17 protein-coding genes and 1 pseudogene are annotated in these 22,037 nt (G+C 65.3%); 6 read left to right on the top strand and 12 right to left on the bottom strand.

Translation table 11 applies throughout. The annotated features are described in order from the left end of the window. From DCO45_RS21900 to DCO45_RS21870, 7 genes and pseudogenes are all read right to left on the bottom strand, one after another. Positions 1-98: pseudogene (locus tag DCO45_RS21900) on the bottom strand (electron transfer flavoprotein subunit beta/FixA family protein); the annotation flags it as partial. Positions 99-166: 68 nt separating this feature from the next. Continuing rightward, a complete protein-coding gene (locus DCO45_RS21895) occupies positions 167-1,393 on the bottom strand; it encodes a CaiB/BaiF CoA-transferase family protein (RefSeq protein WP_116927791.1) in 1,227 nt (408 codons plus the stop codon). 69 nt (positions 1,394-1,462) lie between these two features. Beyond that, a complete protein-coding gene (locus tag DCO45_RS21890; protein ID WP_116927790.1) occupies positions 1,463-2,272 on the bottom strand; it encodes an enoyl-CoA hydratase in 810 nt (269 codons plus the stop codon). Next, positions 2,272-3,429: an acyl-CoA dehydrogenase family protein gene (locus DCO45_RS21885; RefSeq protein WP_116927789.1), complete on the bottom strand. Its 1,158-nt coding sequence runs from the start codon at positions 3,427-3,429 to the stop codon at positions 2,272-2,274. The genes DCO45_RS21890 and DCO45_RS21885 overlap by 1 nt, the downstream gene beginning before the upstream one ends. A 156-nt stretch (positions 3,430-3,585) precedes the next feature. Beyond that, on the bottom strand, positions 3,586-4,782 hold the full coding sequence (locus DCO45_RS21880) for an acyl-CoA dehydrogenase family protein (protein ID WP_116927788.1): 1,197 nt from the start codon (positions 4,780-4,782) through the stop codon (positions 3,586-3,588). Between the two features lie 140 nt (positions 4,783-4,922). Then, entirely contained in the window at positions 4,923-6,119 is a 1,197-nt protein-coding gene (locus DCO45_RS21875) for an acetyl-CoA C-acyltransferase (protein WP_116927787.1), read from the bottom strand. A 166-nt stretch (positions 6,120-6,285) separates the two neighbouring features. Beyond that, on the bottom strand, positions 6,286-8,406 hold the full coding sequence (locus DCO45_RS21870; RefSeq protein ID WP_116927786.1) for a 3-hydroxyacyl-CoA dehydrogenase NAD-binding domain-containing protein: 2,121 nt from the start codon (positions 8,404-8,406) through the stop codon (positions 6,286-6,288). Between the two features lie 121 nt (positions 8,407-8,527). Between DCO45_RS21870 and DCO45_RS21865 the strand changes: the two genes are divergently transcribed. The 5 genes from DCO45_RS21865 (at position 8,528) to DCO45_RS21845 (ending at position 13,855) form a co-directional block, all read left to right on the top strand. Beyond that, positions 8,528-9,439, top strand: coding sequence for a LysR family transcriptional regulator (locus DCO45_RS21865; protein ID WP_116927785.1), 912 nt, complete (start codon positions 8,528-8,530; stop codon positions 9,437-9,439). A gap of 188 nt (positions 9,440-9,627) precedes the next feature. Next, complete coding sequence (locus DCO45_RS21860) at positions 9,628-10,065, top strand: tripartite tricarboxylate transporter TctB family protein (RefSeq protein WP_116927784.1); 438 nt, start codon at positions 9,628-9,630, stop codon at positions 10,063-10,065. Positions 10,066-10,089: 24 nt separating this feature from the next. After that, a complete protein-coding gene (locus tag DCO45_RS21855) occupies positions 10,090-11,634 on the top strand; it encodes a tripartite tricarboxylate transporter permease (protein ID WP_116927783.1) in 1,545 nt (514 codons plus the stop codon). Positions 11,635-11,726: 92 nt separating this feature from the next. Then, the gene (locus tag DCO45_RS21850) at positions 11,727-12,428 is read left to right on the top strand and encodes a response regulator transcription factor (RefSeq protein ID WP_116927782.1); all 702 of its coding nucleotides are present in this window, start codon (positions 11,727-11,729) and stop codon (positions 12,426-12,428) included. Then, positions 12,425-13,855, top strand: a complete 1,431-nt coding sequence (locus DCO45_RS21845) for a sensor histidine kinase (protein WP_116927781.1) — start codon at positions 12,425-12,427, stop codon at positions 13,853-13,855. Before DCO45_RS21850 ends, DCO45_RS21845 begins: the two co-directional genes overlap by 4 nt. On the opposite strand, the gene DCO45_RS21840 is transcribed toward DCO45_RS21845, so the two are convergent. The 5 genes from DCO45_RS21840 to DCO45_RS21820 form a co-directional block, all read right to left on the bottom strand. After that, complete coding sequence (locus DCO45_RS21840; protein WP_116927780.1) at positions 13,818-14,729, bottom strand: bestrophin family ion channel; 912 nt, start codon at positions 14,727-14,729, stop codon at positions 13,818-13,820. The two genes, DCO45_RS21845 and DCO45_RS21840, sit on opposite strands and share 38 nt — an antisense overlap. Before the next feature lie 79 nt (positions 14,730-14,808). Next, positions 14,809-16,449 carry a GMC family oxidoreductase gene (locus tag DCO45_RS21835; RefSeq protein WP_116927779.1) on the bottom strand — a complete coding sequence of 547 codons (1,641 nt, stop codon included), beginning with the start codon at positions 16,447-16,449 and terminating at the stop codon, positions 14,809-14,811. Beyond that, positions 16,446-17,039, bottom strand: coding sequence for a sugar dehydrogenase complex small subunit (locus tag DCO45_RS21830; RefSeq protein ID WP_198424338.1), 594 nt, complete (start codon positions 17,037-17,039; stop codon positions 16,446-16,448). The genes DCO45_RS21835 and DCO45_RS21830 overlap by 4 nt, the downstream gene beginning before the upstream one ends. 5 nt (positions 17,040-17,044) lie before the next feature. After that, a complete protein-coding gene (locus DCO45_RS21825) occupies positions 17,045-18,463 on the bottom strand; it encodes a cytochrome c (protein ID WP_116927778.1) in 1,419 nt (472 codons plus the stop codon). 380 nt (positions 18,464-18,843) lie between these two features. After that, a complete protein-coding gene (locus tag DCO45_RS21820) occupies positions 18,844-20,151 on the bottom strand; it encodes a replication-associated recombination protein A (protein WP_116927777.1) in 1,308 nt (435 codons plus the stop codon). A gap of 392 nt (positions 20,152-20,543) precedes the next feature. Here DCO45_RS21820 and brnQ point away from each other — a divergent pair, with 392 nt between their 5' ends. Then, on the top strand, positions 20,544-21,863 hold the full coding sequence (gene brnQ / locus DCO45_RS21815) for a branched-chain amino acid transport system II carrier protein (RefSeq protein WP_116927776.1): 1,320 nt from the start codon (positions 20,544-20,546) through the stop codon (positions 21,861-21,863). Positions 21,864-22,037: the final 174 nt, after the last annotated feature.

The following is a 22,037-nucleotide window of genomic DNA, read 5'->3' as shown; positions in this document are numbered from 1 at the left end:
ATCTTCACATTCGCAATGTCCACTCCCGAGCCATCGCTCTTGACGCGCACCTTGACGTTGTAGTCCACCACGCGTTTGACGGGTACCAGTACTTTCATAGTCTCAGCTTTCTAACAATAAACTCTGGGCCCGCTGCGGCGTCGCTTGCCGCCTGCAGGCCACGGTATCAATCGGGCAAGGTCAGCACGCCTTGCGTCTGGAGTGCTTGCAGTTGCGAATCACTCAAACGCAGCAGATTTTGCAGCACTTCGCGTGTACCTTCACCCAGTGTGGGCGGCGCGCGGCGAATCGGCAGGCGCTCGCCATCCATGCGGATGGGCGGCGCCAGCACGGCGGTGTGGCCGGCCACCGGATGGGGCATGTTCTGCACCAGGCCGGCTTGCTGCACGCGCTCGGAGGTCAGCGCCTCATGCAGGCCCAGCACCTCGCCACATGGCACGCCGCAGGCATTGAGCCGCTCGATCAGCAGCGCACGCGGGAAGCTGCGGATCGTCTCGATCATCAGCGGCAGCAAGAGCTTGCGGTCCTTGGCACGCTCCACATTGGTCGCGTACTTGGGGTTGTCGGCCAGGTCGGGGCGCTCGATGACATCGCGGCAGAAGCGCTCGAACTGCGAATTGTTGCCCACCGCAATGATCAGCGGGCCATCAGCCGCCTCGAACATGCCATAGGGCACGATCGAGGGGTGGGCATTGCCAAAACGCTCCGGGTCCTTGCCCATGAACAGCGCATCGAGCCCGTAGTAGCCGGTGATGCTGACGCCGTTGTCAAACAGCGCCATGTCGATCTTGCGGCCCTGGCCGGTGCGCTCGCGGGCAAACAGCGCGGCCAGCACGGCCTGGGCGGCGCTCATGCCGGTCATCAGGTCCACGACGGCCACGCCAAACTTCAGCGGCGGCTGCGAGGCCTCGCCGTTCATCGCCATCAAGCCGGCCTCGCCCTGCACCAAAATGTCGTAGCCCGGGCGGGCCGCCTCCTCGGTGTCGGTGGCATAGCCCGTCACGCTGCAGTAGATGATGTCCTGCTTCAAGGCCTTCAGTGCCTCGTAGCCCAGGCCCAGCTTGTCGGCGCCACCATGCTTGAAGTTGTGGATCACCACATCGAACTGCGGCAGCAGCGCCAGGATCAGCGCCAGGCCTTCGGGCTTTTGCAGGTCCACCGTGATGGACCGCTTGTTGCGGTTCATGCTGTTGTAGTAAGTCGTCTCGGTCTTGCCAATGCGCAAGCCCCAGTCCCGCGTGTCGTCACCCCGCTTGGGGTGCTCGACCTTGATCACCTCGGCCCCCAGATCGCCCAGCACCTGGCCGCACAGCGGGCCGGCAAAAACACGGGACAGGTCCAGGACCTTGACACCCGCCAGCGGCAGGGCCGCGGCGTTCTCTTGCTCACGCATACTTGTCTCCTCGGATCACCAGGGCGACCGCAACACGGGCCCGCCTGGCGTCACTTTTTTCGATCCATCTCAGCGGCGCAGCGCCAGGTAGTTGGCGGGGCGCTTTTCCAAAAACGCGGCAATGCCCTCGGCCGATTCCGGTGTAGCCTGCGCCTGCACCATCAGCTCGGCCTCCATGTCCAGCTGCGCTTCCAGGCTGTTGTCATAGGCGGCGCGGCACAGCGACTTGATGCTGGCCATGGCTTGCAAGGGGCCATCGGCCAGTTGCGCGGCCAGCGCGATGGCCTGCGCCAGCGCGTCGCCCGGCTCGGCCAGACGGTTGACCAGGCCCAGCTGCTGCATGCGCTCGCCGCTGACCCGGTCGCCCGTCAGGCACAGCTCGGTCAGCAGCTGGCGCGACAGGTGCTCGGCCAAAAAGGCCGTGGCGCCGCCGTCGGGCGACAGCCCCACCTTCACATAGGCCACAGAGAACGCCGCATTGCGCGCAGCGACCAGCATGTCGCAGGCCAAGGCCAGCGACAGGCCGGCACCGGCGGCTGCGCCCTCCACCGCTGCCACTACGGGCTTGGGGCAGTCGCGCAGTGCACGCACCAGGTCATGCAGGCCTTCGAGCAGCTCGCGGCGCTTTTCCACGGGCTGGTCCCGGCGCGTTGCAATGCGGCGCAGGTCACCGCCCGAGCAAAAATGCCCGCCGGCACCGGTGAGCACCATCGCGCCCACGGCCGGGTCGGTCGCAGCCTCCTTGAGCGCTGCGGTCAGGCCCAGGTAGAAGTCGGGCGAGAGCGCATTGCGCGCCGCCTCGTTGTTGTTGGTCAGCACCAGCACGCCGCCTTCGCGGCGCGCCAGCAGCGCGGGGGTGGCGGTGCTGGCGGTCGTCATCAGGCGGCCTTGGCTGCGGCGCGTTCCTGGGCCTGCAACGCCATGTAGCGCGCCAGGTGGTGGTCCATGTCGCCCAGCTGGTGGTCGATCATGATGATGCGCTTGGCGTAGTGCGCCAGCGGCAGCTCCCAGGTCACGCCAATGCCGCCATGCATCTGGATCGCCTCTTCGGCCATCAAGGTGCCAATCTGGCCCACGCTGTACTTGGCAGCCGACAGCGCTTTCTCGCGCTCAAGGTAGTCGGGGTTGTCAATCGCCGCTGCCGCGTTGATGACGGCCGAGCGCGCCTGCTCGGCTTCGAGCAGCAGATCGGCCATGCGGTGCTGCAGCGCCTGAAAGCTGCCAATGGGCACGCCAAACTGCTTGCGCGTGCGCAGGTATTCCAGCGTGTGGTTCTTGGCCACATCCATCGCGCCCAGCGATTCAGCCGCCAGCGCCAGCAGGCCAAAGCCGCAGATGCGTTCGAGCAGCGCATGGCCTTCACCCAGCGTGCCCAGCAAGGCATCGGCACCGACCTTGACGTTGGCCAGCACCAGCTCGGCGGCATGGCCGCCATCGATGCGGCCATAGCCCCGGCTGCTGATGCCTGCGGCATCGCCCGGCACCAGGAACAGCGAGATGCCGGCCTCATCGCCCACGGCGCCTGCCGTGCGGGCGGAGACCAGCAGCAGCTGCGCCTGGTCGCCAAACAGCACCACCGCCTTGCTGCCGTTGATCACCCAGCCATCGCCCTGGGTTTGGGCAGTGGTGGCCACGCGGCTCAGCTCATAGTGGTTCGCGGGCTCGTCATGCGCCAGCGCGGCAATCGTCTCGCCGCCGATGATGCCTTCGAGCTGCGCCTTTTGCGCCTCGCTGCCGGCCTCGGTCAGCGCGCGGCCCACCAGCAAGGCGCCCAGCAGCGGCTCTGCCACCAGGTGCGTGCCCAGTGCCTCGAACACCACGCTGATATCGACGCCATCGCCGCCAAAGCCGCCATCGGCCTCCTTGAACAGCGCGCCAATCGCGCCCAGTTCGGCCAGCTTGGCATAGGTCTCGGCGCTGAAGCCCTGGTCGCCATAGGCGGCCTTGTTGCGGTACTCGGTGCTGTACTGCTCGCTCAGGTAGCGGCCCAGCGCATCAGCCAGCATGCGGCGGTCTTCATCCAGTTGAAAGTTCATAAAAAATCTCCTTATCTAACCATGGCGCTTGCTGAGATCGCAGCGCCTGGAACCTGCAGGGCACAGCTGCGAGACGCCAGCAAGGGCCGCCCCGCAGCATAGGCGTCGTCCCCCTTCCAGGGGGAAGGCGCGCAGCGCCTCAGGGGGTGGCTTATTTCATAGGCCGAGAATCATCTTGGAGATGATGTTGCGCTGGATCTCGTTCGAGCCGCCGAAGATCGACAGCTTGCGGTAGTTGAAATAGGCCGCAGCAGCGGTGGCCGCTTCCTTGGGGCCCACGGGCGCGTCGGCGTATTCGGCAAACTGCGCCTCTTCGATAAAGGGCAGCGCGTACGGCCCCATCGCACGGCGGATCAGCGACAGCAGCTCCTGGCGCACGACAGTGCCCTTGATCTTGAGCATCGAGCTCTCGGCGCCCGGCACACCGCCGCCCGCGACCGAGGCGATCACGCGCAGGTTGGTGGTGGCCATGTTCAGCAGTTCGATTTCGACCTTGGCCATGCGGGTGGCAAACTGCGGGTCTTCGATCAGCGGCTTGCCGTTGCGCTGCACGCGCTGGGCAATCACCTTGAGCTTTTCCAGCCCGGCCATCGAAAAACCCACGCCGGCAATGCCGGTGCGCTCATAGGTCAGCAGGTACTTGGCATAGGTCCAGCCCTTGTTTTCCTCGCCCACCAGGTTGTCCAGCGGCACCTTCACATCGGTCAGAAAGACTTCGTTGACTTCCTTGTCACCGTCCAGGGTGCGGATGGGGCGCACTTCGACGCCAGGCTGGTTCATGTCGATCAGCACGAAGCTGATGCCCTGCTGCGACTTCACCTCCTTGTTGGTGCGCACCAGGCAGAACATCATGTTGGCGTGCTGGCCCTGGGTGGTCCAGGTCTTTTGGCCGTTGACGATGTAGTGGTCGCCCTGGCGCACGGCCGTGGTCTTGAGCGAGGCCAGGTCGGAGCCAGCGCCGGGCTCGGAGTAACCCTGGCACCACCAGTCATCGCCATTCAGAATGCGTGGCAGCCAGTGGCTTTTTTGCGCCTCGTTGCCATACTTGATCAGCACCGGGCCGAGCATGGACAAACCAAAGGGCACCAGGCGCGGGCCACCGGCCAGTGCGCACTCGTCGTCAAAAATGAACTTCTGCACCGGCGACCAGCCCGTGCCACCAAACTCTTGCGGCCAGTGGTAGGCCAGCCAGCCCTTTTTGTTCAGGATGGCATGCCAGTTTTCCTGGTCAAAGCGCGTCAGGCGCTGGCCGGCCTTGACCTTGGCGGCCAGGTCCTGGGGCAGGTTGTCTTTCAGAAACGCACGCACTTCGGCGCGGAACGCTTCTTCTTCGGGACTGAATTGCAAGTCCATGGCTATCTCCTCATTAACGTGGGCGGGCAAGGCCCGCACATCTCAAACTCTGCGCTGCGCGATCTGGGTGACGCCCAGCCAGGGCCGCCCCGTAGCGGCGGCTGCGTCCCCGGGGGGAAGGCGCGCAGCGCCTCAGGGGGTCAGAAAATCTCAAAGAGGCCTGCAGCACCCATGCCGCCGCCCACACACATGGTCACCACGCCCCACTTCACTTTCTCGCCCCGGGCCTTGCGGCGCTGGCCTTCGAGCAGGATGTGGCCGGTCAAACGCGCGCCGGTCATGCCAAAGGGGTGGCCGATGGAGATCGCGCCGCCGTTGACGTTGAGGCGCTCCATCGGGATGCCCAGCTTGCGCTGGCAGTACAGTGCCTGCGAGGCAAAGGCCTCGTTCAGCTCCCAGAGGTCGATGTCCTGCACCGTCAGGCCGTGGCGCGCCAGCAGCTTGGGCACGGCAAACACCGGGCCAATGCCCATCTCGTCGGGCTCGCAACCGGCAATGGCCAGGCCGCGGAAGGCGCCCAGCGGCGCCAGGCCCAGCTTGGCCGCTTCCTTGGCTTCCATCAGCACGCAGGCGGCCGAGCCATCGGACAGCTGCGAGGCATTGCCGGCGGTGACAAAGTTGCCCGCGCCCTTGACGGGTTCGAGCTTGGCCAGACCCTCGAGCGTGGTCGTGGGGCGGTTGCAGTTGTCCATGGTCGCGGTGACGTCCTTGTAGCTGACTTCACCGGTTTCCTTGTTCTTCTCGGCCATGCGCGTGGCGCAGGGCACGATCTCGTTGTCGAAGGTGCCATTGGCCTGGGCCGCTGCGGTGCGCTGCTGGCTCTGCAGCGAGAAGGCGTCCTGGTCTTCGCGGCTGATGCCGTAGCGCTTGGCGACCACATCAGCGGTGTCGATCATCGCCATGAAGAGGTCGGGCTTGTGCTCGACGAGCCAGGGGTCGGCATCCGAGGGGTTGGTGTTGCTCGAGCGGATCAGCGAGATGCTCTCGACACCGCCGGCCACCATCGCCGGTGCGCCGTCAACGATGATGCGGCCTGCCGCAAAGGCAATCGCCTGCAGGCCCGAGGCGCAAAAGCGGTTGACCACGGTGCCGCCCACGCTGCTGGGCAGGCCGGCACGCACCGCCGCCTGGCGGCCGATATTGCGGCCGGTCGTCCCCTCGGGGTAGCCGCAGCCCAGCACCACATCTTCGATCAAGGCCGGGTCGATGCCGGCGCGCTGCACCGCTGCGCTGATGGAAAAGGCGGCCAGCTGCGCACCGGGCGTGACATTGAACTCCCCACGGTGGGATTTGGCCAGCGGCGTACGCACTGTCGAAACGATGACGGCTTCACGCATGCATGTCTCCTTGGGTCTGAGCGACCGTTGATTGTGATTTTTGCGGCCGCCAGCGCTTGTCACCCAAGCGCTAACAGCTATTTTTTATGTAGCAACTCGGGGTTTGGCTGTGCGAAAGCCCCGGGCTGCACTGCCGGCCCCGAGGGCCGGATGGGCGCGATGGCGCTCAGGCCGCCTTGTTCAGGCTCTCGAAGTTCTCGCCCTTGTCCACCAACTCCACCAAGAGGGGCGACGGCGTCCAGAACAGCGCGTCTTCCTTGGCAAACTCGCGGATGTCGGCGAGGATCTTGTCCAGGCCCACCATGTCGGCCCACTTCATCGGGCCGCCCCGGAAGCGCGGAAAGCCATAGCCGTAGAGAAAGGTCACATCCACATCCAGCGGGCGCAGCGCAATGCCTTCGCGCACCACATTGGCGCCTTCGTTGACCATCGCGGCCATGTAGCGGCGCATGATCTCGGCATTGCTGAAGCTGCGCGGCGTCACGCCAGCGCGCTGGCGCTCGGCATCCACAATGGCCAGCACTTCGGGGTCTTGCTCGCCCACGCGTGCGCCTTGCGGGTACAGGTAGTAGCCGCGCTGGGTCTTCTGGCCAAACCAGCCCTTTTCGGCAATGCGGTCGGCAATCTGCACATAGCGGGCCTGGGGGTTGCGCGTGGCGGCCTTGCGCTTGCGCGTGGCCCAGCCAATGTCGCCACCGGCCAGGTCGGCGACCTGGAAGGGGCCCATGGGGTAGCCAAACTCGCGCACCGCCTCATCGATCTGGTAGGGCGAGGCGCCATCTTCGAGCAGGTAGTTGGCGGCCTCGCGGTACACGGCCAGAATGCGGTTGCCAATAAAGCCATCGCAGACACCGGCGCGCACGGGCACCTTCTTCATGCGGCGGGCCAGCTCGAAAGCGGTGGCCACCACATCGGCGCTCACCTTGGCGGGCACGACGATCTCCAGCAGCTTCATGATGTTGGCGGGGCTGAAGAAGTGCAGACCGATGACATCCTGCGGGCGCGAGATGCTCGCGGCAATCGCATCGATATCCAGGTAGGAGGTGTTGGTGGCAATCACGGCGCCGCTCTTGCAGACCTTGTCCAGCTCGGCAAACACCGCCTTCTTGACGCCCATCTCTTCAAACACCGCCTCGATCACCAGGTCCACCTGGGCGAGCGCGGCGTAGTCGGTGCTGCCGCTGTAGCGCGCCATGATGGCGGCCTTTTTCTCGGCCGTCATGCGGCCCTTGGCAATCAGGCCGTCGTAGACCTTTTCGACATTGGCGCGGCCCCGGGCGATGGATTCCTCATCGCGCTCGACCATCACCACCGGCAGGCCGGCATCGAGTGCCGCCACGGTGATGCCGGCACCCATCGTGCCGCCACCCACCACGCCGATGCTGTTCAGGGCGCGCGGTGCAGCGGCCTTGGCTTCGGGGATCTTGGCGGTTTCACGCTCGGCAAAGAACGCGTGGATCAGGCCGGCACGCTGCGGGCTCTCCAGGCACTGCACAAACAGCTTACGCTCGTTTTGCATGCCCTGCTCAAACGGCAGATCGAGCGCGCCTTGCACGCATTCGATGATCTTGCCCGGCGAGAACAGGCCCCGGCTTTTCTTGGCCGACTCGGCCTTGGCGGCATCGAGCTCGGCCTGCGAGGTGGCCTTGTCGGCCAGCGCCGTCGCTTCGCGGGTGCGGCGCACCGGGGCGTTTTGCGCCAGCAGCGCGTTGGCGTAGGCCAGGCCTGCCGTGCGGGCATCGCTGCCTGCGGGCTCGACCTTGTCGACCAGGCCCATGGTCAGCGCTTCTTCGGCACTGGCGTGGCGGCCCGAGAGCATCAGATCGAGCGCGGCCTTGACGCCAATGAGGCGCGGCGTGCGCTGCGTGCCACCGGCGCCGGGCAGCAGGCCCAGTTGCACTTCGGGCAGGCCCAGCTTGGCGCCGGAGACCGCCAGGCGGTAGTGGCAAGACAGCGCCACTTCCAGGCCGCCGCCCAGGGCCGGGCCATGGATGGCAGCCACGACCAGCTTGTCGCTGTTTTCCAGCTGCACCAGCACATCGGGCAGGCTGGGCGGCATCGCAGGCTTGCCGAACTCACGGATATCGGCACCGGCGATAAAGGCCTTGCCACTGCCCACCAGCAAGATGGCCTGGACCTGCGCATCGCTGCGCGCCTGGGCCACGGCATCGGCCAGGCCCTGGCGCACGGCCTGGCTCAAGGCGTTGACGGGGGGGTTCTGGATGGTGACGACCAATACCTGCCCTTCGCGGGCAATGTCCACCACCGCAGCGTTCTCTGCGCTCATGCATGTCTCCTGGTTGTTCAATCGAAAACGGGTTGCGAACCATTGTCAATGCAACTAGGCTTATTTGACAATCACATAGAGGATTGACAGACTGTCAAAAGAATTTGGACAATCACACCCCATGGACCACAACGCCCTCACCTTGCTGGTGGAAATCATCGACTCCGGCAACCTCAGCCGGGCTGCCGCCAAGCTCAAGATGAGCCGCGCCAATGTCAGCTACCACCTGGGCCAGCTGGAGAAATCGGTGGGCGTGCAGCTGGTGCGCCGCACCACGCGCCGGGTCGAGCCCACCGAGGTGGGCCTGCGCCTGTATGAGCATGGCCGCAGCATCCGCAACGAGCTGGCCGCCGCCGCCGAGACCATCCGCAGCCTGGGCAAGGGCCTGCAAGGCCGGGTCGGGCTGGCGGTGCCCAGCGGCTATGGCCAGCTGGTGATGAGCGACTGGCTGATCGCCTTCAAGCGCCTCTACCCCGACATCGTGCTCGATGTGATCTTTGAGAACCGGGTCGACAACCTGGTGCGCGACGAGGTGGACATTGCAGTGCGCGTGCTGCCCACGCCACCGGACAACCTGGTGGCCCGCCACATGGGCGAGATGAACTATGTGGCCTGCGCCAGCATCGACTATGCCGGCCAGAACATGCTGCCCCAGCAGCCCGAGGACCTGCGCCATGTGCCGCTGATCACCAGCGGCGTGGTCGGCCAGCAGCTGCTGGTGCGCGCCTACCAGGGCGAGCTGCGCAAGGAGATCCGGCTCGAGCCCAGCCTCATCTCCGAGCATTTTCCGTTTCTGCGCCAGGGCATCATGGCCGGCCTGGGCGTGGGCATCGTGCCCGACTATGTGATCCGCGCCGAGGTCGAGCGCGGCGAGGTCGTCACCACCTTGCGCGACTGGCGGCTGAGCATTTTTGGCAACCACATGTACCTGCTGTGGATGCCCAACCGCCACCAGACCAAGGCCGTGCGCACGATGATCAGCTTTTTGCTCGAGCAGTCGCAGCAGGCCGGCAGCTTGGCTGCGCTGGGCTAAGCGTCCGGCCCCGTTTCAGCGGCCCTTCAAGGCTCAGCGCCGAGTCGCCCGCAGCACGCCTGCCAGCGCGACTTGCGCCCTTCAATCAGGTTCCCGTCAGGTAAGCGCCTTTAAGGTGGCGGCGCCTGCGTGTGTGCCCATCCTGGCTCCACTGCGCGCAGGCATGGAACCACACAGGATTGAATCGAATGAAAATGACAAGAGACATCCATGACATCGTCGGCGGCCTGCTGATGTCAGCAGCAGGCCTGTTCTTTGCGCTGTACGGGCGCGAATACAACTTTGGCAGCGCCGATCGCATGGGGCCGGGCTACTTCCCGGTCGTGCTGGGCTGGCTGCTGTTTGGCCTGGGCCTGCTGCTGGCCCTGCCCGCCTTCTGGCGCCAGGGCAGCCCCATCACGCTGCAGTGGGGCAACCTGTTCTGGTCCGTGGCCAGTCTGCTGGCCTTTGCGCTGCTGCTCTATCCGCTGGGCGTGGCGCTGGCCGCGCTGGTGGCCAGCCTGGTCGCACTGCTGGCCACCAAGATGCGCATCCGCACCCGCTTGCTGGTGAGCCTGGCCGTCGCGGCCCTGACCACCGTGATTTTTCCCATTGGCCTGCGCATGACGCTGCCCATCTGGCCCTGAGCCCGGCACTGACGAAGGATCTGTATGGATTTGCTTGGAAACCTCTGGATGGGCCTCAATGTGGTGGCCGATCCCTCGACGCTGTGGTACTGCTTTTTGGGCGTCTTTTTGGGCACCGTCGTCGGCGTGCTGCCCGGCATCGGTGCGCTCGCTGCCATCTCGCTGCTGTTGCCCTTTACCTACCATATGTCGCCCACGGCGGCCATCATCATGCTGGCCGGCGTCTACTATGGCGCGCAGTATGGCGGCTCCACCGCCTCCATCTTGCTGAACCTGCCCGGGTCACCGTCCTCGGCGGTGACCTGTCTGGACGGCTACCCGATGGCGCGCAAGGGCAAGGCCGGGGTGGCGCTCTTTGTCACCACCATTGCCTCGCTGGTCGGCGCGATGTCGGGCCTCATCCTGCTCGTGTTGTTCTCGCCGGCGATCTCCAAGATCGGCCTGCAGTTTGGCCCCACCGAGTTCTTCTCGATGATGCTGCTGGGCCTCGTCGCCGCCTCGTCGATGAGCGCCGGCTCGGCCACCAAGGGCCTGTGCATGGTGGTGTTTGGCCTGCTGCTGGGCATGATCGGTACCGATGTGAACTCGGGCGTGGCGCGCTACTCGTTTGACATTCCCGAGCTGATGGATGGCGTCAACCTGGTGGCGCTGGCGATGGGCCTGTTTGGCGTGGCCGAAGTGATCCGATGCATCAACCTGGCCGATGCCAACCAAAAGCCCGACAAGGTCACCCTGCGCTCGATGGTGCCTGAGCGCGAGGAGTTCCGCGCCACCGTCAAGCCGATGCTGCGCGGCTCGGCGCTGGGCTCGTTCCTGGGGGCGCTGCCGGGCGTGGGCCCGTCGATTGCGTCCTTCATGTCGTATGCGATCGAAAAGCGCGTGGCCAAGGACCCGAGCCGCTTTGGCCATGGCGCCATCGAAGGCATCACTGCGCCCGAGTCGGCCAACAATGCCGCTGCGCAAACCGCGTTTGTGCCTTCGCTGTCCATCGGTATTCCGGGTGACGCGGTGATGGCCGTGATGCTGGGCGCGCTGATCATCCACGGTATCCAGCCCGGCCCGATGTTGATGACCGAGCAGCCCGAGCTGTTCTGGGGGCTGATCGTCAGCTTTGCGATCGGCAATATTTTCCTGGTGATCCTGAACCTGCCCACCATCGGGCTGTGGGTGGCGCTGCTGCGCATTCCGTTTGCCTGGATGTACCCGGCCATCCTGGTCTTTGTCGCGCTGGGCGTCTACAGCGTCAACAACAACCTGTTCGACATCTACATGGTGGCCGTGCTGGGCATCATCGGATATGTGCTGATGGTGCTGCGCTTTGAAGCGGCGCCGCTGCTGCTGGGCTATATCCTGGGACCGATGCTCGAAGAAAACCTGCGCCGTGCGATGCTGCTCTCGCGTGGCGATGCCTCGGTGTTCTTCAATCGCCCGATCAGCGCCTCCTTGCTGGCGCTGACTGGCGCAATCTTGCTGTGGGCCATCTGGTCGGGCGTGCGCAAATCGCGCAAGGAAGCCCGGGCCTTTGCTCAGGCGCAAGACATCGCTGTGCCCGCTGCAGCATCGTCTTGACCGTTTGCACTCCAGTGTGCGCCTGTTCTGGCCATCCGGCCTGAACAGGCTTTTTTCTGGCTGCGGTGCTTTGCTTTTGCTAGGCTTGGACCATGCGAATTCTTGTGATTGAAGACGACGCGGTGCTGCGCGATGTGGTGGTCAGCAGCCTGCGCGATGCAGGCCACCATGTGGACCAGGCGGCCGACCTGGGCGCGGCCGAGCACTGGTGGCGGGTGCAGCGCTTTGATGCCATCTTGCTCGACCTGAACCTGCCCTGCAGCGCCGTGCGCGGCAGTGCGATGGGCAGCGGCCTGGCGCTGCTGCAGCAGGTGCGCAGGCGCGGCGACAACACCCCCGTGCTGGTGCTCACCGCCCGCAACCAGACCCCCGAGCGCATTGCCGGCCTGGACAGCGGCGCCGACGACTACCTGGGCAAGCCCTTTGAGCTGGCCGAGGTCGAGGCCCGGCTGCGCGCGCTGGTGCGCCGCGCCATTGGCACGCAGGATGTATCGACCGTGGGCCAGCTCAGCCTGGAGCGCAACAACCGCCGCTTTCGCGTGGGTGCGCTGCCGCTGGACCTGCCCGCGCGCGAGTTCGAAGTGCTCTGGGAGCTGATGAGCCCGCCCGGCCGCGCGGTGAGCAAGCGCAGCCTGTCGGACAAGCTCTCGGACTTTGATGAGGCGCTGGGGGACAACGCGCTCGAAGCCTTTATCTCGCGCCTGCGCAAGAAGCTGCAGCACAGCGGCGCGGCCATCCGCACCCTGCGCGGCATTGGCTACCTGATCGAGGCCGACAGCGGCGATGCCCCATGAGCGCCGCGGCCCCCCATCCCGCCGCGCTGCCATCGCTGCGCATGCGCGTGCTGCGCCATGTGCGCTGGCCGCTGGTCTGGACCTGGCTGCTGGGCACCGTGTTCATGATGGGCCTGGCCAACCATTTCACCCAAAGTGCGTTTGACCGCGCGCTGCTCGACGATGCCTATGCGATTGCCTCGCACCTGCGCGCCGATGACGCAGGCGACGTGGCCCTGCAGCTGACCGACAGCGAACTCAAGGCTGCCCTGTTTGACCAAGCCGAGTATGTGTACTACGCGGTCTACCGCGCCGACGGCAGCCAGCTGGCCGGCGAGCCGCTGCCGCTCTTGCCCTGGGACGAGAGCGAGCCGGTGAGCTACCGCGAGACCCTGTACAACGGCCAGCTGGTACGGGCCGTGGCGCTGCGCAGCGCCGTGGGCGAGCAGCAGCTCAGCATCGTGATGATGCACACCACGCGGGTGCGCGACAGCCTGATCCAGCACCTGTTCCTCTATGCCGCGATCCCGCAGCTGAGCTTGCTGGTGCTGCTGCTGTGGTGGCTGCACCACCGCATTGGCCAAGACATGGCGCCGCTCGCGGCGCTACAACGGTCGCTGTCGCGGCGCGATGCCCAGGATCTGGCGCCCATCCCCCCCAGCGCGCCGGCCACCACGCGCGAGATCGAGCAGCTGCGCCAGACCACCAATGCGCTGCTCGCCCGCATTGCCGACAACGTCGAGGCCCAGCGCGAGTTTGCCGGCAATGTGGCCCATGAGGTGCGCACGCCGCTGGCCGGCATCAAGGCGCTGGCCGACTATGGGCTGGGCCATGCTGACCCTGCGGTGCAGCAGCAGCAACTGCAGCGCATCTCCGACAGCGTGGCGCGTGCCAGTCACCTGGTCGATCAGTTATTGCTGCTGGCGCTGAGCGACGAGGCCAGCGCCGTGCAGTTGCTGCCCGTCGCCCCCGCTGACCTGGTGCAGCAGGCGGTGCTGCGCCACTGGGATGCCGCCAGCCGCGCCCGGATCGACCTGGGTGCCGAGGGCCTGGACAGGCCCGAGTCCGAACAGCTGCGCATTGCCGCCGATGCCAACCTGCTCGCAGCCATGCTCGACAACCTGATCCTCAATGCGCTGCGCTATGGCGGCCAGTCGGTCACCGTGGCCTTGCAGGCTGCTGACGATGGCCGCAGCGTCGAGCTGGCCGTCATTGACGACGGCCCGGGCATGAGCGAGGCGCAATGCCAGGCCGCCATGCAGCGCTGGCAGCAAGGGCCCAGCGGCCAGTCGCTCGGCCAGGGCGCAGGCCTGGGCCTGGCGATTGTGGCCAAACTGGCCCATTTGCAGCAGGCACGGTTTCAGCTGGCGCCGCGCTCAGAGGGCGCAGGACTGCGCGCCAGCCTGGTGTTCAGTGCAGTACAAAATCGCGCACCTGGGGAGCTTTAGCCAACGGCGCCTCGCCCAGCATCTCCAGCACCGAGGACTCAATGCCGTAGACCATCGCATCGAGCGCCAGGTCATTGGCTTCCATGCCAAAGGGGTGCTCCAGCTCGGCGCCCAGCGCCTCCAGTGCAAAGAAGGTGTAGGCGACAAAGCAGACGATCACCGGCGTCATCGTGCCGATGGAATCGAGCAAGCCAAAGGGCAGCAAAAAGCAGTAGATGTAGATGCTGCGGTGCAGGATCACCGAATAGGTGAACGGAATGGGCGTGCTGGCAATGCGCTCGCAGCCGCCCAGCGCACTGCCCAGGCGCGCCAGCGCCTGCTCGAACACGGGCACCACGGCCGGCGCAATGCGGCCCTGCTGGCATTGCTCACCCACCCAGCGCTGCACCAGCAGCATGGCCATCGCGCCCGGAAAGCGCGCTTCGCTGATCTGCTGCACCTCGCCCGGTGGCAGGAAGAGCGCCAGATCGGCACGCGCATCGCTGGCGCGCAGCTGGTGCTTGAGCGCATAGGCAAAGGCGCACAGGCGCAGCACCAGCACGCGCGCCTGTGCGCGGTCCTGGGTCAGGCTCAGCGCCTGGGCGGCCAGGTGCCGGCTCTCGACCAGGAGCACCCCCCAGAGCGTGCGCGCCTCCCAAAAGCGCGCATACGAGGTGCTGTTTCTGAAGCCCAGAAAGATCGCCAGGGTCAGGCCGATCAGCGAGAACGGCACAAAGTTGAGCGGCACCTTCCAGCTCAGGATGGAGCCATGCAGCAGCGTGGCCACCACCGCGAGGATGGTGATGAGGATCAGCTGCGGCGTGATCGCCGGCAGGATGGAGCCGCGCCACACAAACAGCATGCGCAGCCAATGCAAGGGAGGACGGACGATCATGGCCGGTATTGTCCTGCTCGGGGCTTATCCGAGGGGAATGGCTGGCCTCAGCGCCGGGCAGCGGCTGAGGCCGGGCTGCTTAGATTTCTTTCAGCAGTTGGTGCGCAATACGCACGCTCAAGGCGGCCCCCGTCAAGGTCGGGTTCATGCACGATGCCGAGGGCATCACGCTGGTACCGGCGATGAACAGGTTGGGATGGTCATGGGTGCGGCAGTCGCGGTCCACGACCGAGTTGCTCGGGTCGTCGCCCATGATGGTGGTGCCCATGATGTGCTGGCGGTCCTGGTGGTTGGTGTCCATCTTCAGGATGTCGGCTTGCAACAGGCCAGCCATGCGCTGCAGGTCCTTCACGGCAAAGTCGCGGCCGGAGTTCCAGTAGTCATTGACGCTGTAGTAGATCTCGGGCACGGGGATGCCGATCGCATCCGTCTTGGTCTTGCTGGGGACCACGCGGTTTTGCGGCAGCGCCTCGGTCTCGAAGTCCACTGCCACGTTGAGCGAGCGGGCCGACTGGCGGCGGATTTCCTCGTCCAGCTTGCTGCCCAGCACGCCCTTGGCGATCAGGCTGGAGGCAATCTGCGAGGTCGTCACCGTATTGCGGAACTTGGTCTTGTAGCTGGGGATGTCCTTGCGGAAGGCGCCATCGCGGTAGTTCAGGTAGACCAGCAGCTCGGTCGGGCCCTGGCCCGGCCACACGTCCTCGTTCATCATGATGTTCATGCTGATGCCGGTGTGGCCCATCAGGTTGCGGCCCACCTGGTCGGACGAATTGGCAATGCCGTTCGGGTATTTCTCCGAGGTCGACATCAACAGTAGCTTGGGGCTTTCGATGCCATAGGCGGCCAGCACAAAGTGGCGCGCGGTGAGGCGCTGCGATGTGCCATCGGGCTTCTTGTAGTGCACGGCCGTGATCTTGCCGTCGTCACCCGCCTCGATCTTGTAGACCACGGCGTTGTCGAGCAGCTTGGCGCCAGCGCGCTCGGCCACATCGATGTGCATGGAGCCGTCGTACTTGGCGCCGATGGGGCAGACCGGGTTGCAGTTGTTGTTGCCGGCGCAGACCGGGCGGTTGCCGTAGGGGCGGCTGGCGCGGCCATGGGGCTCCAGCACCGGGTGGTAGCCACCGGGCTTGAGCATCTCGTCCATGCGCTGCATGAAGTAGGGCACGTTGAAGCCCTTCATCGGGAAGGGCTTGGAGCGCGGCGGATGCGCCTCGCCGCCATGGCCGCTCTCGTCCTGGCCATCGTAGCCAGTCACGCCCAGTTCGGCCTCGGCCTCGCAGTAGTAGGGTTCGAGCTCGTCGTAGCCAATCGGCCAGTCGCGGCCACGCCCATACAGCGTCTGCAGCTTGAAGTCATTGGGGATCATGCGCCACAGCGCCGAGCCAAAGTGCCAGGTGGTGCCGCCCACCACGCGCAGGTACTTGGTGGGGTATTTCACCGGGCCGGTCTGCTGCAGGTAGTCGCCATAGGTGGAGGGGATATGCGGCGGATTGGGGAACGGCGAGCCCGCACCCTGCAGCTTCATATTGGCCAGCGAGAGCTTGATCGGCGCATTGCGGAAGGTCTCGACGATGTCGGCTCGGCGCACGCGCGGTCCCGCTTCCAGAATGATGACGGACTTGCCGGCCTGCGCCAGCTTGGCACCGATGATGCCGCCCATGACCCCGGAGCCGATAACGATCAGGTCGGCGTCGTATTGCGTTTGCTTGCTGCTCATGCTTGTGGGCTCTTTTTGTTGGGGCTGGCAGGCACGACGGGCTTTTCGCCCCAGGAATCGGGGCCACTGCCGTAGGTAGGAATATCGAGGATGCCGGCCGTGGGGCGGTACATCAGCGCATTGGCATAGCTGATCAGCACGGCGTCTGCGTCTTCGCCGACAACGCCCAGGTACCAGGCCGAGACGATCTGGGTGGCGGTGGCGCGCAGCGCCGGGTCCAGATCGGGCGCAGCGAGCAGGTCGTCGACATGGCTGATCTTCTGGCTGGCCACATGCTGGTGCAGCGCCTGCGCTGCGGCGGCAAAGGCCGCATCGCTCTTGGTCAGTGCCGCCAGGTAGCGCGTGGCCAGGGCTGCCGACAGCGGGCTGCCGCCGGTGACGAACTCCGACAGGCGCAGGAAATCATCGGCTGCCTCGCTGGCGGCAAAGGCATTGCTGGAGCCCAGCACGGCAAAGCCGCCGGCGGCAAGCGCCACACCGGTGGCAGCCGCAGCGCCCAGCAGGCGGCGGCGCGAGATGCCCGCAGGCATCGCAGGCACCAGGGGCTTGGCGCAGAGCACGGCGGATGAGGGGAAAGAGGACGAGGTCATGCGGGTCAGACTCCAGACGAGGCAGCGGCCTTGCGGCGCTGACGGATCACGATGAAGGCCAGCACCAACACCAGCAGCAGCACAGCGGCCGGCACGATGAGGGCGGGCAGCTGGGCGATCAGCGGCGGCTTGCCTCCGGCGCGTGCGGCAGCCACATCGGCGGCCTGCACCTTGACGGACGGGTTGCCGTACTGCGTGAGCACATAGTTGCTGACATCGGCGATCTCCTGGTCGCTGAGCCGGTCGGTGAAGGATGCGGCATCGCCAAACGCAGGCATGAAATGGGCACGCCCCTGCACCGTGCGGTCCACGCCGTGCAGGATGGTGGCGATGAGGTTGTCGGCGCGGTCGGCACCGGTCACGCTGTTGTGGAACAGCGAAGGGTATTCGCCATTGGCCGTGCCGCTGGCATTGGCCTGGTGGCAGTGGGCGCAGCTGCCGCTGAACACCTTCCAGCCGGCATCGGCGCCGTCGACCAGCCCGCGCTGCGTGTCTTCGGACTGCAGGCTGGCCTGGCCATAGCGGTAGCGCGGCTGGGTCTCTCCGCCTGCCACCGCCTTGGTTTGCTTGAGGTAGGACGCCATAGCCTGAATATCGCTGTCAGGCAGGTGCTGCAGGCTGTGCTCGATGGCTTCGGCCATCGGGCCGGCGGCCTGGGCCTTGCCGGGCACGCGGCCGGTCTTGAGGTACTGCACCAGCTCGGCCTCGGTCCAGCCGCCGATGCCATTGACCGCGTCCGACGTGATATTGGGCGCGTACCAGGCGCCCAGCGAGCCGCCCCCCAGGTAGCGGCTGCTGTCTTCAGCCATCAGCGCATTGCGCGGTGTGTGGCAGGTGCTGCAGTGGGCCAGCGCATCGACCAGGTAGGCGCCATGGTTCCACTCCGGCGGCTTGCTGGCATCGGGTTTGAAGCGCTGGTCCTTCAGGTAGAGCGCATTCCACACGGCCATCGACAGGCGGATGTTGAAGGGGAAAGGCAGGGCCGTTTGCGGCGCGGCCTGGTCCACCGGCTCGACGCCATGCATGAAGTAGGCGTAGAGCGCCTCGGTGTCTTCGTCGCTGATCTGGGCATAGGCCGTGTACGGCATGGCCGGGTACAGATGGGCCCCGTCCTTGCGCAGCCCTTGGCGCAGCGCGCGGCTGAAGTCTTCGAGACTGTAGCTGCCAATGCCGGCCGTCTTGGACGGGGTGATATTGGTGGCATAGATGCTGCCCAGCGGTGAGGCGATGGGGTAGCCACCGGCAAAACTGGCGCCACCCTTGGGCGCCGTGTGGCAGGCTGCGCAATCCGCAGCTACCGCCAGCTTGCGGCCCTTTTCCACCAGCAGCGCATCGCTAGAGGCCGTGGCCGCTACAGGCGCCGTGGCGGCCGACGCGGCTGCTGGCTGCGCGGGCGCAGCCGTCTGGGCCTGAGCCGCATGCATCCCCGCCCACACAGAAAACACCAAGCCGAAGGCAGTCCTGGACCAGGAGACGCCCGACTTTGACTTGCAAAACCGCATCGTGAGAGACCTTTGTTGTCATACGACTCCCGCGCATGCCCGCCATGCTCGCTAGAGTCTTTTGTCGTATCTACGGCAAATTTTCGACAACTTGTACGACCTCTGCCGAGGTCCCCGGGTGTACCCCGGTGTTTTACTCACACTTCATCCAGCGCAATATGCGTTGCGCGAAGATGTGGTACCGGTTTCATGCGCAACTATCAGCGCGTGCTGCGCACAGGAGGCAAGGCCTTGGCAGCGGGTGCCCTACCACGCCGCTCAAACCGCAAGCAAGCCAATGACTGCGCTGGAAAAACCGGGCCTCAGTCCTGCCCGGCTTCCTCATCCCAGCGCTTGAGCTGCGCCAGCTTCTCGCCAATCTTGAGCTCCAGCCCCCGGGGCACGGGCTGGTACCAGCCGGGCGGGTCTATCCCATCTGGCAGATAGGTTTCTCCCGCTGCATAGGCATTGGGCTCGTCATGGGCGTAGCGGTATTCATGCCCATAGCCCAGCTCCTTCATCAGCTTGGTCGGGGCGTTGCGCAAATGCACCGGCACTTCGCGGCTCTTGTCCTGCTTCACAAAGGCCTTGGCCTGGTTGTAGGCGTTGTAGCCGGCATTGCTCTTGGCGGCCATGGCCAGGTAGATGACGGCCTGGCCCAGCGCCAGCTCGCCTTCGGGGCTGCCCAGGCGCTCATAGGTCAGCGCAGCATCGTTGGCAATCTGCATCGCGCGTGGGTCAGCCAGGCCAATGTCTTCCCAGGCCATGCGCACAATGCGCCGGGACAGGTAGCGCGCATCGGCGCCACCATCGAGCATGCGCGTGAGCCAGTAGAGCGCGGCATCGGGGTGCGAGCCGCGCACCGACTTGTGCAAGGCCGAGATCTGGTCGTAGAAATTGTCGCCGCCCTTGTCAAAACGGCGGCTGTTCAAGGTCAGCGCGTTCTGCAAGAACTCGGCCGTGATCTCCGCAACGCCTGAAGCCTTGGCTGCTGTGCTCGTTTGTTCAAGCAGGTTCAAAAATCTTCTGGCGTCACCATCCGCATACCCCACGAGGGTATCGACGGCCAGGTCGTCAAACGCCAGATCGTCAAGCGCATGTTCTTCCTGGGCCCGCTGGAGCAAGCGCTTCAGCTCCGCCTCTGTCAGCGACTTGAGGACATAGACCTGGGCCCGCGACAGCAGCGCCGAGTTGACCTCAAAGGAGGGGTTCTCGGTGGTAGCACCGATAAAGGTGAACAGCCCTGATTCCACATGCGGCAACAGGGCATCTTGTTGCGACTTATTGAACCGGTGGATTTCGTCTACGAACAAGATGGTGTTTTTGCCCTGCGCAAGATATTGCCTGGCCTGCTCCATGGCCTCGCGGATGTCCTTCACACCCGACAAGACCGCAGACAGGGCGATGAACTCGCACTGGAACGCCGTCGCCGTCAGCCGCGCCAACGTGGTCTTGCCCACGCCGGGTGGACCCCAGAAGATCATCGAATGCGGTTTGCCGGACTGGAAGGCCAGGCGCAGCGGCTTGCCTTCTCCCAGCAAATGGGACTGACCCACCACCTCGTCCAGGGTCTTGGGGCGCAGCGCTTCGGCCAGCGGCGCGGCCGGTTCCTGGCTGAACAAATCAGCCATGCAGGGCTCCGGAACCACGGCCTGGTGCCTGGCCAGGCGCCAGCCGCTGCGCCTCGGGGCGGGGCAGGTGCTTACTACGTTTGTGCGCTGCCACCCCACTAATCCCTGGGGTACATATGCCTTTGCTGATATGGGTCACGATTTTTCGCAGAAAATAAGGGTTTATACGGATTTGCGCCGCTTCAGATGACAGGGCTCTTATTGGCCCAGCCTATAACACCAGCCCGACATGGACGCCACGCGCTCCAGGCCTTTGCGCCGAGCCCGCAGCCAACGCTTTGCACAGCGCATGTCCCCCATGGGGCGATTTTTCTGATGCGCGTCTGCGCGAATCCATTCGCTGACGGCATCCACTACAAGTGGGCGCTGACCAGCAAGAACCAAGAGCCATTATGAAATCACTGAAAACCAGGGACATTATCGCCCTCGGCTTCATGACCTTTGCCCTGTTCCTGGGCGCGGGCAATATCATTTTCCCGCCGCTGGTTGGCCTGGCCGCTGGCGAGAACCTGGTGGGCGCCACCACCGGCTTCCTGCTGACCGGCGTGGGCCTGCCGCTATTGGGCGTCGTTGCACTCGCGCGCGTCGGTGGCGGCCTGGACCAGCTGACCCATCCGATTGGCCGCATTGCCGGCCTGGTGCTGGCCACCACGATCTATCTGACCATTGGCCCCTTCTTTGCCACGCCACGCACCGCCACGGTCTCTTTCGAGATGGGTATTGCCCCCTTTGTCGGCAATACCTCGATTGCGCTGCTGGTGTTCAGCATTGTCTATTTCTCGCTGGTGCTGCTGCTGTCGCTGTTCCCCGGCAAGCTGATGGACACCCTGGGCAAGCTCATCACCCCGCTGCTGATTGCCGCGTTGCTGGCTTTGGGCGGCATGGCGGTGCTGGCCCCTGTGGGCGGCTACAGCACGGCCAACCCCGACTATGGCACGCAGCTGGCCGCCTTTGCCCAGGGCTTTGTGCAGGGCTACCAGACCATGGACGCCCTCGCCTCGCTGGTGTTCGGCATTGTCATCGTCAACGCGATCAAGGATGCGGGCGTGACCGATGCGCGCCTGCACACCCGCTACGCCATCTATGCCGGGCTGATTGCTGCGGTGTGCCTGAGCCTGGTCTACATCTCACTGTGCTACCTGAGCGCCACCAGTGGCGAGCTGGCACAGAACACCGTGACTGGCGTGCAGATCCTCAGCGCCTTTGTGCAGCACCGCTTTGGCAGCGCCGGCATCTGGCTGATCGCCGCCGTGATCCTGCTGGCATGCCTCACAACCGGCGTAGGCCTGGTGAGCGCCTGCAGCAGCTTTTTCAGCCAGCTCACCGGTTTCTCCTACCGCAGTGTCGCGCTGTCCTTGTGCATCTTCAGTGCCGCCGTGGCCAACCAGGGCCTGGCGCAGCTGATCGAGATCGCCGGCCCGGTGCTGGTCGCCCTCTACCCCCCCGCGATTGCGCTGGTCTCGCTCAGCCTGCTGCAGCGCTGGCAGCAGCCCGCTCGGGTCTACATCCCCGTCATGCTGGTGGCGCTGGTGTTTGGCCTGGTCGACGGCGCCAAGGCGCTGCAATGGACTGCTGCCCTGCCCACCTGGCTGGACCACCTGCCCGGCGCCGCGCTGGGCCTGGGCTGGGTTACGCCAGTGGCCGCCACCGTGGTCTGCGCGGGGCTGGCCGACTGGTTTTTGGCACGCCGCCAAATACCGGTGCGTCCTTGATGGCTGATTAACCACTTCCTGCTTAATGGATATGCAGAGCCACCCTTAATATCGGCCTCGGATATTCATTGACACCCTCATTCAGAACCGCCTACGCCAAGCAGCTCAATACCGTCAGAACAGGCACCCCAGAATCGGAGAGACATTGAGCCTGCTTAAACCATGGTTACTCAT

Origin of the sequence: Comamonas sp. JNW, from assembly GCF_003105075.1 — a bacterium.
GTDB classification, from domain to species: domain Bacteria; phylum Pseudomonadota; class Gammaproteobacteria; order Burkholderiales; family Burkholderiaceae_C; genus Comamonas; species Comamonas squillarum.
This window is presented reverse-complemented; position numbering and strand designations above follow the sequence as displayed.